This window comes from Desulfothermobacter acidiphilus (assembly GCF_052073645.1).
Classification (GTDB): Bacteria; Bacillota; Desulfotomaculia; order Desulfotomaculales; family Ammonificaceae; genus Desulfothermobacter; species Desulfothermobacter acidiphilus.
Genome location: NZ_CM125440.1, coordinates 662,841 through 674,729, shown reverse-complemented (window position 1 = coordinate 674,729; position 11,889 = coordinate 662,841). Strand labels below are relative to the sequence as shown.

Annotated in this window: 9 protein-coding genes and 1 tRNA gene; 1 reads left to right on the top strand and 9 read right to left on the bottom strand. The window is 56.8% G+C overall.

Annotated features, from left to right (window positions below):
• Positions 1 to 55 precede the first annotated feature (55 nt).
• The 7 genes from ACTLLP_RS03550 to ACTLLP_RS03520 all read right to left on the bottom strand — a co-directional run bounded on the left by ACTLLP_RS03550 (position 56) and on the right by ACTLLP_RS03520 (position 8,533).
• A complete protein-coding gene (locus ACTLLP_RS03550; RefSeq protein ID WP_441060791.1) occupies positions 56 to 1,444 on the bottom strand; it encodes an MFS transporter in 1,389 nt (462 codons plus the stop codon).
• A 74-nt stretch (positions 1,445 to 1,518) separates the two neighbouring features.
• Entirely contained in the window at positions 1,519 to 2,301 is a 783-nt protein-coding gene (locus ACTLLP_RS03545; protein ID WP_441060789.1) for a DUF1848 family protein, read from the bottom strand.
• Positions 2,302 to 2,352: 51 nt separating this feature from the next.
• Complete coding sequence (locus tag ACTLLP_RS03540; RefSeq protein WP_441060787.1) at positions 2,353 to 2,679, bottom strand: NADH-ubiquinone oxidoreductase-F iron-sulfur binding region domain-containing protein; 327 nt, start codon at positions 2,677 to 2,679, stop codon at positions 2,353 to 2,355.
• A 16-nt stretch (positions 2,680 to 2,695) separates the two neighbouring features.
• Positions 2,696 to 5,131, bottom strand: coding sequence for a hydrogenase iron-sulfur subunit (locus ACTLLP_RS03535; protein WP_441060785.1), 2,436 nt, complete (start codon positions 5,129 to 5,131; stop codon positions 2,696 to 2,698).
• A gap of 47 nt (positions 5,132 to 5,178) precedes the next feature.
• Positions 5,179 to 5,862 (bottom strand): 4Fe-4S binding protein, encoded by a 684-nt coding sequence (locus ACTLLP_RS03530; protein WP_441060783.1) that lies wholly within the window; start codon positions 5,860 to 5,862, stop codon positions 5,179 to 5,181.
• A 109-nt stretch (positions 5,863 to 5,971) separates the two neighbouring features.
• Complete coding sequence (locus ACTLLP_RS03525; protein ID WP_441060781.1) at positions 5,972 to 8,203, bottom strand: formate dehydrogenase subunit gamma; 2,232 nt, start codon at positions 8,201 to 8,203, stop codon at positions 5,972 to 5,974.
• A gap of 18 nt (positions 8,204 to 8,221) precedes the next feature.
• Entirely contained in the window at positions 8,222 to 8,533 is a 312-nt protein-coding gene (locus ACTLLP_RS03520) for a hypothetical protein (protein ID WP_441060779.1), read from the bottom strand.
• A gap of 248 nt (positions 8,534 to 8,781) precedes the next feature.
• On the opposite strand from ACTLLP_RS03520, the gene ACTLLP_RS03515 reads away from it, so the two are divergent.
• Positions 8,782 to 10,143 (top strand): FAD-dependent oxidoreductase, encoded by a 1,362-nt coding sequence (locus tag ACTLLP_RS03515; RefSeq protein ID WP_441060777.1) that lies wholly within the window; start codon positions 8,782 to 8,784, stop codon positions 10,141 to 10,143.
• A gap of 53 nt (positions 10,144 to 10,196) precedes the next feature.
• Here the strand turns inward: ACTLLP_RS03515 and ACTLLP_RS03510 are convergent.
• Together ACTLLP_RS03510 and ACTLLP_RS03505 are read right to left on the bottom strand one after the other, a co-directional pair.
• A tRNA-Leu gene (locus tag ACTLLP_RS03510) sits at positions 10,197 to 10,282 on the bottom strand.
• Positions 10,283 to 10,435: 153 nt separating this feature from the next.
• Positions 10,436 to 11,884, bottom strand: coding sequence for an ISLre2 family transposase (locus ACTLLP_RS03505; RefSeq protein ID WP_441060775.1), 1,449 nt, complete (start codon positions 11,882 to 11,884; stop codon positions 10,436 to 10,438).
• Positions 11,885 to 11,889: the final 5 nt, after the last annotated feature.

Below are 11,889 nucleotides of genomic sequence, written 5' to 3'. Positions count from 1 at the left end.
TTTTCATGCGCCTGAGCAGCACGCCCTTCGCCGAGGAGACCTTCCGGCGCGAAGACTAGTCTTCACCGTGGATGCGCCCCCGGGCCAGGGAAGCAAAGATCCCGACGAAGCAAAGGCAGGCGAAGCACAGGAAAGCCACCCTGGCCGCCTGGACGAACGGCCAGGAGAGGTGGGTGCCCAAAGAGACCTCCCCCACGAAAAGTCCCAGTATCAGCATGGCAATCCCCATGCTGAAGGTCTGCCCCACCAGGCGCATGATGGCCAAAACGGACGAGGCCACGGCCCGGAAGCGGGGAGCCACCGAGCTCATGACGGCGTTGGTATTGGGGGAAGCAAAAAGGGCGAACCCCAGCCCCATAAGCAAAAGAATCCCCACGATCTGTAAGGTAGACGTATGCAGGCCAAGGCCGAAGGCCAGGAAGAAAAGGCCTAAAGTGGTTAAGGTCATGCCCAGAGAAGCAATTATCCGGGGTTCGATGCGGTCGGACAGCCAGCCGGCTATGGGGGAACCCAGGGTCATCACCACCGGCTGAGAAAGGAGAATAAAGCCCGCGTGCTGAGGAGAAAGCCCCCGCACTTCCTGCAGATAAAGGCTCAAGAAGAAGGTTACCGCATAGGTGGCACTGTAGTTTATGAGGGCTGCCAAGTTAGAAAAGGCAAAGGTCAGACTCTGGCGAAAGAGCCGGAGATTGAGTACCGGCGCCGGTATCCTGCTCTCCCAGATGACAAAACCCAGCCCCACGCACAAGCCGGCGGCCAGGAGATAACCGCCCAAGCTGCGGGGAAGTGCGGAGAAACCGTACATTAAAGCGCAAAGCGAAAGCCCGGAAAGCAGGGAACCCAGGTAATCGAACTTTTCCTTTTCTGCTTCTGCCCATTCCCCTTCCACCTTGGTGAGCAAAAGCAAGATTACTAGACCCAAAGGGGCGTTTATCCAGAAGACGCTCCGCCAACCCAAATGCTGCACCAGCACCCCTCCCAAGAAGGGGCCGGTGGCCAGACCCAGGTAAACGGCCGCCGCGTTGAGGCCCAGCGCCTTGCCTCGCTCGTTGGGAGGAAAGATGGAAGTCAGAATGGCGGCCGCCGTGCCGAAGATCATTGCTCCCCCCACACCCTGGAGGGCGCGGAAAGCATAAAGCCAGAGAGGGCCGGGAGACAAGGCCGAGAGTAGGGAAAAAATAGTGTATACTACCACACCGATGGTGAAGACTTTCTTTCGGCCGTACATGTCGGCCAGCCTTCCTGAAGGCAAAAGCACCATAGCCGCCGCCAGCAAAAACACCGAGGCCACCCACCCTAGACTTATCACCCCCAAACCCCACTCCCTGCCTATGTCGGGAAGGGCCAGGTTCACCGCCGCCCCCATAAAGGGAGTGAGGAAAGAGCCCAGGGCGGTGGCCATCAAGGCCACGCGGCGGGAAAGAGCCGCGTCCTTTTCGACCATAACAAACCCCCTTCGTGGAGAAGATTAAAAGACTTAACTTTTTAAAGTACTCTAACGCTTGCCTCCGAAGTTTGTCAAGCTTTTCTGGAGCGAAGGGGGCTACCGTAGCAGTAGAGGCAGCCGGCTGGGCACTTCATGGTGTACCACCCCAAGTCCACCGCATGGGTGCACCCGCACAGTTCCCGCTGTCCCGCCGCTTCATCGGTGCGGCACGGCTCTTGGCGCGGGTGCAAAAGCGCCAACTGGTAACCGTCGATGCAGCGGGACTTGGGAAGGTCGGGGACGCAACAGGCGAAAAGCTCGGCTCCCGCTTCTCGCGCCACCCTTTCCAGGTTACTCCATATGCGCCGCTTCTCCTCCTCCCCGGGCGCCATGAAGGAAAAACCTTCCCGTTTAAGGCGTTCCTCCACCTTGGGGTACAGAGTCATGAAGGAAGAAGAGAAGCTCTTTACCCCTAAAGCGGCCGCCTCCTTTATGATTTCCGGCACCAGGTGAAGGTTGGAGTAAACCTCTTCGCCCCGGCAGAAAGTAGCCAGGGGATCGGGTCGCAGGCGCAGGCGGCGGGGGTCCCCCAGAAAAGCCAGGAGCTCCGGAAGCGCAGCCAGCGCTTCTTCTGCCGGTGGCACTCCGGGTTCGATTACCGACCCGCCAAAGCCGGTGACGGTAAGGTGCAGAAAAACCTGCTCGTAGCGGCTCAAAATCTGACGCCACCGCACCAGGACGGTGGCCGGAAACTTGGTCCACACCACCACCGTGTGCACCCGCTCGGGGGGGTAGCGGCGCAGCAGCGCCGCTCCTAAGCTTTCGGAATAAAAATAAGGCTCCGTACGCCGGGAAAGACTCACCACTACCCGCATGGATACTCCCCGCCTTCAGAAGAGAGGGGGGTGCTCTCACCCCCCTCTCTTTTACTGGATCAAATCCATCTGCAATAGCAACTCTAACACCTTACCGGCTGTCTTCCCCACGTCGCACTTGGCCGAATTACGTAAGAGCCAAGCTAGTTGAGCCAGGGTCTCACGCGACTCTTTCCCCCTTTCCAGCAGAGAGATCAGAGTCCGGGTGCCCATATGCCCTACCATACACTCTCCACAACATTCCCGCGCAGTATAGCGCAGAAAACGGTTGAGGAATTCGGCCAACGAAACCTCCGCTACCGGCGGGCCACCACATATTCCCATCACGCTAACCAGGCGAGCCAATTCCTGCGGATCAACCTTGTGCTGAACAGCCATTCCCTTCCCTCCTCACCTATTTACCCGATGCCTTGCTTTGCAGATGCCGGTAGAGGTTATGGACCGCATTCAGCCAGGCCTTGCCCCCCACCGCCCCAACTTCCATGAAAACCAAACGCTCCGGATCTATACCCATGAGGGGGAGAAATTTTTGCCATATGGCCATGCGATTAGCGGCGTGTACATTGCCATCGTAGTGGTGGCAATTGTACTGCGGGCAATAGCCCACTATCACCCCATCGGCGCCGTGGGAGAAAGCCTGGAGCACGTGTTGGGGGCTGACGCTAGCCCCGCAGCGCACTCGAATCACTCTTACTCCCAGCGGGCAAGAAAGGCGAGCCAAGCCGGCCGAATCGGCACCCGAATAAGCGCACCAATAACACATGAAACTCACGATCTTAGGCTCACCTGGAGGCACGTGTCTAAAGGCCACCGCCAACTCCCTGTCCACAGACTCGTCGTTGAAATTGTTCAATTTTATGGCCCCCGTGGGGCAAGCCGTGGTGCAAAGGCCGCACCCCTGACAAAAAGCTGGACTAGTGTAGTAGATCCCGTCCTCGCGCCGCTGAATCACCCCGTGAGGGCAGACTCGAGCGCAAAAACCGCAGCCGCTGCAAACCTGGGGATCGACCTCGGCGTAGAAATCCAGCACTTCTACTTTCCCCTGGCGGTGATAAGGCAAAGCTTTAGCCACCGCTGCCGAAGCCTCGGCCACGCTGGGGCTAATGGAATTGGGCTGCGCCGCTGCACCTGACACATAAAGTCGCTGAACCGTGGACTCGGTGGGCCTGAGGATGCGACAGCCGGGAGAGTCGCCGTAGGGACCCTGGTTTATAGCCGGCAAACCCCACATATCGAGCTTGAAGCCGAAAAGTTCGGCGAGCTCCGGCGCGTCATCGCGGCTCCCCAGAGCAGTGGCCAGGACCAGCAAATCGGTCTCCAGCTTAGAGCCCATTCCTGCCTCTCCATCGCGGGGCTCCACGCGCAACTCCAAACCCTCTTTGTCCGCCCGCCTGGTAACCGCCGTAACGCGCCCCCGAATCAGATTCACTCCTGGAAGGCTCTTAACCCGGCGGAAAAATTCTTCCGCCGCCGGACCGTTGGCCCGTATATGGGAGTAAACCAGATTGATTTCTAGCTTGGGGTGAAAGCGTTTAAGCATGAGTATTTGCTTTAGGGTGTAAAAGCAACAGATTTTGGAGCAATAGGCCTTGCTTCCGTCTAAGGGCTGGAAGGGGTAGGGACAGGCCGACTCGCAGCGAGGGTCTATCTCACCCGTTTTTTCCCGCGAGCCGGCGCAAAGCACGAAGGTTACGCTATGGGGGCGGAAAGGAAGCCGCTGCAATTGGAAACCGTAACGCTCCAGCTTCATCGAAGAGATAACCCGCCAGTCCCACTCCTCCTCCAGCGATCCTATACCGGCTACTGGCACAGGGAGCTCCTCGAAACCGGTGGCCAATACCACGCTACCAACCCGCAGAGTTTTCTCCCGAGCCGGAGCCTGCAAGTTAATAGCCTGGGCTGGACAAGCTTCCACACAGGCTCCGCAGCGCGTGCAATTAACCAGATCGATGGTGTATCCCGGAGGCAGGGCCATGGGCTGGGGCTTGTAAATAGCCTTGCGTAAACTTAACTCCATGTCGAATTGATTAGGAACCTCCACCGGGCAGACCGGGGTACAACGGCCACATTCCACACAGCGGTGGGGATCGACTAACTGCGGCTCCTGGTAGAGATTAACCAGAAAATTGGCCCCTTCCTTTTTAACCTTTACCACCTTGGTGCGCGTTAGGACTTCTATCTGGGGATGTAAATTGACCAACTTACCAATATTAGGCATGATGCAGTTCACATGGCAGGTGGAAGGCCAGGTTTCATTCTGATAAAGCATCTCCAAACGAGCCATCTGGCCTCCCAGATGCGATTCCCTCTCCACCAGCGTCACTTTGACCCCGTTGCGGGCATAGTCCAACGCCGCCTGCATTCCCGCCGGGCCACCACCTATTACCAAAGCCTCATCGGCGATTTCATAAGCGGCCGGATCACGCGGGCGGTTGTAGAGGACGCGCGCATGGGCCATGGCGATGATGTCCAAGGCCTTGCCAGTAGCTTGCTCTTTTTGGCCGGGATGGACCCAGGCGCATTGCTCCCTTATGTTGGCTATCTCTAAAGCCGTTGTATCACGCCCCACCTCGCGCAGCGCCCGCTTGAAGCGAAGTTCCGGAGCCACCAGGCTGGAGCGCGGGGAACAGCCCGCCACCACCACGCGGTCGAGCTCCAGCTCCTGCACCGTCTTTTGGAGCAGGGCCACACCCTCTTCCTGACAGAGGAGAGAGTGGCGCTTGACGGTTACCACGCCGGGGAGTTGGCTAGCACCCGCCGCTAAGCGGTCAAAGTCTAGGTCCTGGGCCAAAGTGCCCTGACAGTCGCAAACAAAAATTCCTACCCGCAAGAAAGCATTCCTCCCTTCGTGAGCTTTACCTCTAGGAGTATCCTGACTCAAAGTCTAACACTTCCTGCCTGCTCAGACAAGCTTTCGCCAAAGGAAAGGGCCTGTCGGGGGCAGACCGCTACGCAGGAGCCGCATTTCAGGCAGTCGCCGTCCTCCATTACTCCTTGCTGGCGGAAAAAGTGGGGCTGGAGTTCTAGAGGGCAGAAGCGGGAGCACGTCCCGCAACCCGCGCAGGAAGGGGAAACCAGGAGCGGCTTCTTCCCGCGACCGAATAAGTTCGCCAAGGTGCCCATGGGGCAAATCAGGCACCAGGCACGAGGGTGAAAAATAAGTCCCAGAGAAACGCCGACCAGGGTGGTCACGGTTAAAACCTTAACCAGCGCCAAACCCATGGCGGGAATGTTCCCCCAGCTAAAGTACCACTGAGTTCCTATGACAGTGAAAACCAGGATCAAAAAGAAGCTCCTCACGGGCCAACTCCGAAAGACGGCAGGGGTAGAGCGCTTGGCCGAGAGAGAAAGCAGGAGCAAGTCGAAAAAGGCACCCCGGGGACACATCCAGTCGCACCAGGTCCGCCCCCGCGAAAAAGAAAGACCTACTGCCCCTAACATGCACCCTAGCAGCAGGAAGCCCAGCCACGGATAAAACCACCCCCCTATCGCCACCAAGGGTAGCCCCATCGCGGTGTATAGCTGGCGCTTCCTTCTCGCGAGCAACTTTTCCGGTAACAAACTTTTCCCCTCCTTCAATATACCCTATAGGGTATCTAAGGGTCATTATAGAAGCCTCCTCCCCACCTGTCAAGCGTTGGGAGAGGAGGCTCCCCAAATTTTCAGCAGATTAGCTCTGAGTCAGGTCTTCTCCGCCCTTTTCCTCCTCCGCCGTCTCCTGTTCCTCTGGAGCCCCAATCTTCCCTTCATACCATAAGGGGTGGTGAGCTCGGGCCCACTCGGGCGAGACCTTGCCCGTCACCAGCAGGCGCCAGGTGCCGGGGTTGGCCAGCGTGCCCAGGTAAGCGTGGCCTATAACCGCCAGGATCAGGACCAACGCCGAGATACCGTGCAGGGGCACCATCCAGTGCCAGAGGGCCGGACTTACCTTCTGGCCAAAAATCATGATCACACCGCTTATACCGATGGTCAGGGTAAAGACAGTAGTTAGCCAGTAGAAGAGCTTCTGCCCGGCGTTGAACTTGCCTGCCGGAGCGTGCACCTCCCGGCGGCTGAGGTAACCGCCCATGACCCGCAGCCACTCCCGGTCGCAGGGAGCGAAGCGGCAGTCCTTCCACCACCGCACGATGGCCCACAGGGAACTTAGGCCGAAAACCAACCCCATCGACCAGTGCCAAACCCTAGCCGCCTCGTAGCTGCCGAAGAGAAACTCTATTGCTCCCACGCGGTGGAAAGCGAAAAGCAGCCCGGTAACTGCCAGGAAGATGAAGCTTAGCATCCGCACCAAGTGGATGACTCGCTCGTCTAAAGCAAAGAGTTCTAGTTCCTCTGGGCACTGAGCCAAGCAAGTTCCCCGCGGACCAACGATCACATAGTGTAGCGACATGGCCAGGAGCAAACCCACCAACAGGAGGACAAATAAAGGTGAGAGTAATGTTAGATAGAAGTTGGTGAAAGAAAAGCTCAACGGGGTCCAGCCCAGAAGGCTAGCCTGCCGTACCGTCACCGGCTGGCCGTCGAGGCCAAAGGGATCGACAACGATCCTCTGATAGAGCTTCCCCTGTCGGCTGTGGCAGTCCGAGCAACCCTTGGCTCCCAGCGCCATCCCCGCCGGCGAAACATTGTGGTTAATGCAAAAAATGGGTTCCTCCAGGTTGGGGTCCTTGCTCTCTCTCAAGTTATTGTTGGCATCCAGTTCCCATACCTTGCCGGCTTTGAAGTAAACGGGATGGATTTGCTTGAAGCGCCCGGGATTGGCCGTCAACACCTGCTGGCTGGTGACAAGCAGCAACCGGATCTCTTCCTCCGTAGCCACCACCGGAGCTCCTTTATCAGTGTTCACCTTGCCCCGCAGCCGCTCCCAGACCGGTTGGATCTCGCGGAAAAAGAGCGGGTAAATGATACCGTCCGCATCCCGGTTGCCCAACCAGATGGGGTGCAGTATATTGACTGGCTGAATCATACCTTTGCGAGGGTGACGGAACCATTGCGGTTGCCAGGTGACCGCTTCCCCTACCCGTTGCCCCACTAGAGGCAAATCTACCATGGTTCCACTCAGCACGTCAAAAGCCAGGCCGGGGGCGCGTCCAACCTGGGGAATATGGCAAGCTTCGCAAGTCAACCGTTGCAGATGATTAGGAGGGATGCTGCTGTGGCGGGGGCGCGGAGCTCCCATGATTCCTTTCTCGTGGCATTCCCGGCAGGAATACACAGTATTGCGGAGCTCCGGTGCCACCTCTTCGCCCAAATCATCTCCCATGGCAATCTGATGGTTAATGGTGGTGATACCTTTGGCTGGATCATTCACCAGGAAGTGACAGGTAGTACAATTGAGACCGCGCTGCTGATGGATATCAGGGTTAAGCTTGTCTCCCCAACTGAAACCGCGCTTTTTTTGATCGGAAATGCCGTGACAGAAAAGACAATTTCCCGGAGCCGGGCTGGCCACCCAAGCAGCGTGACTCACGGTGCCGTCGGGGTTAAACTTCTTCTTATCGTATTCCACCCTGGGGGTATTGCCCTGGGCCACAGCTCCGGTCACCTGCCCCAAGCCTGCCCCCACAGTGGCGGCCCACTTATAATTACGCAGCTTCAATTGCTGAGTGCGTGCCTGCCAATTGTAGCCCGAGTAGTGACAAATCAGACAATCAGCCTCCACCACCCCGCTCTTGTTCCAGGAGCTCTGAAAGTAATCTCCGTCCAAGCTCTGACTTAACTGCGGATGAGCTTTCAGGAAAAAATCATAGCGGTTCCCCTTGCGGTCGTATTCCAGTCCAGCCCCACCGGGATGGCAGGAAGCGCAAGTAGGTTTGGTATCGGCCGGGTTGCCGAAACCTATGAAATCGTAAGGGGTAAGATCGATGGCTGCCGAAGACGAGTTCTTTTTAGCCTTAGCCGCCAACTGGCGGTAAGAGGGTGGTCACCAGCGCCCCATCATCCCGTCTGACAATACCCAGGGCTTATCCTTGCTGTAGTCGTCTCGAATAACGTTCCAACCCTGCTGAAAATGAAACCCCTTGGTAATAGCCTCGTAATCGTGGCATTCACCACAAGTCTGACGGGGGCTGTAGGGCTGATCGGCGTTCTCTCCCGTTATCGGGTTAATGATACCCCCAGTCTCAGTACGAAGGTAAAAGGGAGGTACCGGGTCGGCTCCACGACCCGTTAAGGGGAAAACCGAGACCCCCACGGCCAGCAATAGCATTAGCGACAACACGCGTTGCCAAGACAATTCCGCTTCGCCTCCTTTCGACTAAATTTGCTTAATACCCTTTGGTATATGAGTATATACCCTAGGCCGTAAGGCAGTCAAAAGCCGAGGGGAAAAGAACCACGAGCAAAAAGATACGAACAAGCATCTTTACGATTTTATTTCCCTTAAAAAAGCCCGTTACAGCTCATGAGTAACTACTCTCGGTTATGGAAGAATGATAAGATGAAAGAAGAACCTTCTTTCACTAAAAACTGAGGAGGGTAAAAATGGAGTTAGATTACGACGTAGTAGTTATAGGCGGGGGGACGGCCGGAGTCACAGCTGCCACTACAGCCCGCCGTCACTATCCCAAGAAAAAGGTCTTGTTGATTCGCCGAGAAGAAAGAACCCTGATCCCTTGCGGCATTCCTTATATGTTCGGCGTGCTGGACGACCCGTGCAAGAACGTTAACCCTGAGCATATCTTGAGCATCCGGGGAATCGAAGTCAAGATAGGAGAAGTGAAACAGATCTTCCGCCAGGACAAAAAGCTTTTACTGAGCACGGGCGAAGAAATTGGCTACGACCGCCTGGTGCTAGCCACCGGATCACGTCCCGCCATTCCCCCCATAACCGGGCTAGACCGGAAAAACGTTTTCTGGATAAAAAAAGAATTGGAGTACCTGCGCCAGGTATTAGCTGCCTTGGAACAAGCCCAGCGGGTAGTGATCATCGGCGGCGGTTTCGTAGGAGCCGAGTTAGCGGAACAAATCCGGAAATACCGGCAATTAGACGTCACCATCGTGGAAATCCTCCCCTACTGCCTTTACACCTCTTTCGACGAGGAATTCTGCTTCGAGGCCGAACGCGAGCTCCAGGCCCTAGGAGTAAAAATTTTGACCGAAAAAAAGGTGGCCGAGTTGGCCGGCGCTGAACGAGTGCAAGAGGTTCACCTGGAAGACGGCACCGTGCTACCAGCCGATGTGGTCATCGTGACCACGGGAGTGCGGCCAGCAGCCGATCTAGCCCAGGCCGCCGGTATCTCCCTGGGCCCCAACGGGGGCATCCTCGTCGATCGCACCATGGCTACTTCTGATCCCCACATTTTCTCTTGCGGTGACTGCGCCGAGAAGTTCTCTTTCTTCGGAGGAAATCCGGTGCAAATACGTTTAGCCTCCGTAGCAGCTATGGAAGCCCGGGTAGCCGGAGCCAACCTTTTTGTCCGCCGCCGCGAAAGCCCCGGTACAGTGGGAGTGTTTTCCTCCAAAATCGGAGAAAAAGCTTTCGCGGCCGCTGGTTTAATCGAGCGAATAGCCGAGGAGGAGGGTTACGACATCTTACTGGGAGAAGCTTCCGCCCCTAACCACCACCCCAGCGCCCTCCCTGGCACCTTCGAGACCAAAGTAAAGCTGGTGTTCGACCGTTACACGGGCATTCTAATTGGGGGGCAAGCGGTGGGCAGCGATAGCGTGGGGGAACTCGTCAATCTCTTAAGCGCTTGCCTGCTGCACCGCATGACGGCGGTGGAAATGGCTGCATTCCAAATGGGCACGCACCCCCTCCTGACCCCCTCACCACCAGCCTATCCACTAGTGGTAGCTGCGGAGGAAGCGGCCGTGGCCAAGTTAGAGCCAAAGCAGGAAGATTGAAAAAAACAAAGAGGGCTGCCCTCCGAAAAAGGCAGCCCTCTTTAACTTCTGTTTGGTGCCGGAGGGGGGACTCGAACCCCCACGGGATAGCCCCATACGCCCCTCAAACGTACGCGTCTGCCAGTTCCGCCACTCCGGCGAAAGCCTACAGCTGCATTTAATTATAGCCAATATTATTGCCTTCCGCAAGTTCCTCCTCTGCGGAGTTCGCGTCAAGAGTTAGTAGGTGGTTCGGGAGAAAACTTCTCTTCATGGAAACCTCGCCGCCAGGATAACCCCGGTACCTGCGCCATTAAGGGATCAAACTACTGAGGCTAGGCCGGCTTAGTTCCCGCAACACATGCTTCACCCATGGAGCTCCGGCAGAGGGTCCTCTCAATGCCGGCAACCCAGCTTTATGCCAACTCCCCGCCTCCTCTATCTTCCGCTTTACCTCCAACCGCACCGCCTGAGCCAAATGTTCTTGCCTGGCCAGCAGTACCGGCCAACGAGAAGTGTGCCTCCCGAGCACCCCGTTGGCTCGAGCAGCCAAAACCCGCGCCATCCTGTCTGCTCCTGCCTCCGTCCAGCTGGCTCCCAACCGCTTCATCCGCCGCGCCACGTTGTGCTGTACCTGCCCCTCTATGGCCCCCAGATGCTCCGCAGCAGAAGAGGTAACTATCCCCGACCAGTTCTCCTTGAGATACTGCCAGAGCTTCTCTATTCTCCTCCTCTTAGCTCCGCGAACTCTCCTTGCTACTCCTCCCATAATCTCTTCTACCTTCTCCCAGTCCCCCAGATAAATGGCCTGCCTGATCCTACTATAGGCCTCCTCATCGTGCCAAAAAGCCTCTATAAGCCGCCGGTTCAAATGGTAAGGGTCCAAAACGTGCACTGCCCCGGGGAAGTAATCTACCCCCTGCTTGGCCCACTCCGCCCCGTCACTCCCAAGGTATATTTCCTTCACCTGGCCCATGTCCCACCGGCTCGCTACTCCAGAGTAAACTTCCTCCCACATCCTCTCCCCTTCGCCTACACCGCTCGTTACCAGCTTGTCCTTTAAAGCCTTCCGGCCACCCCCAATCGCTTCTTTGCCTGTGTAAGCTACGAAGAGTTTGACCTCTTTCCTTTTCTCTCCGCTCCTTTGAAGCCTTACCACCACCCCGTCGGCCTCTATGTAAAGCCTGGAGGTCTTCTCTTTACCTTCGGGTGTCTCTCCCTTCTCAAAAACGGCTTCTCTCCTGGACTCTCCCTCCTGCCTGAGTGCTTCTCCTGCTTCCTGCACGGCCTGCCACACCGCCATGGCGCTTATCCCAGGGACAAAATAACCGAGAATTTCCGCTGCCCGCCTGAAGGGTACTTCGCTCCCAAGCTTCACCGCCATCTCCTTCAAACGCGGCGTGCATCTAGACCTCTCCTGCCAGCCCAGAACCTCGTCAAGAAGAAACCTGGCCTCTCCCGTCTTTTTGTTCCTGTAAAGCCGCCTTTTTACTTTGAATTCCCCAAAGCTGCTAACTACGGTTCTTTCCCGGAAGCCTATCACTTTCCAGGTGCGCTTGTCCCGGGCGTTCACGAGCCAGGTGTCTATTTCCTCGAGGGCCCAGGCGAAGATCTTCACGCAAGCTTCTTGAGAGAGCTTGTACACTTCTTCTTCGAGCTTGTAGAAGTCGCGGCATTCGGTAATTAGTTTGCTAACTTTCTCCCCCAGAAGAAGGATTAGGTCCGCGAGAGGTTGAATGTCTGAAATAGGTTGACTGTGCATGAGAC

Bases quoted from the DNA above. Each gene is read 5' to 3' on its own strand.
- ACTLLP_RS03550 (WP_441060791.1), bottom strand. From the start codon at position 1,444: ATGGTCGAAAAGGACGCGGCTCTTTCCCGCCGCGTGGCCTTGATGGCC.
- ACTLLP_RS03545 (WP_441060789.1), bottom strand. From the start codon at position 2,301: ATGCGGGTAGTGGTGAGTCTTTCCCGGCGTACGGAGCCTTATTTTTAT.
- ACTLLP_RS03540 (WP_441060787.1), bottom strand. From the start codon at position 2,679: ATGGCTGTTCAGCACAAGGTTGATCCGCAGGAATTGGCTCGCCTGGTT.
- ACTLLP_RS03515 (WP_441060777.1), top strand. From the start codon at position 8,782: ATGGAGTTAGATTACGACGTAGTAGTTATAGGCGGGGGGACGGCCGGA.
- ACTLLP_RS03505 (WP_441060775.1), bottom strand. From the start codon at position 11,884: ATGCACAGTCAACCTATTTCAGACATTCAACCTCTCGCGGACCTAATC.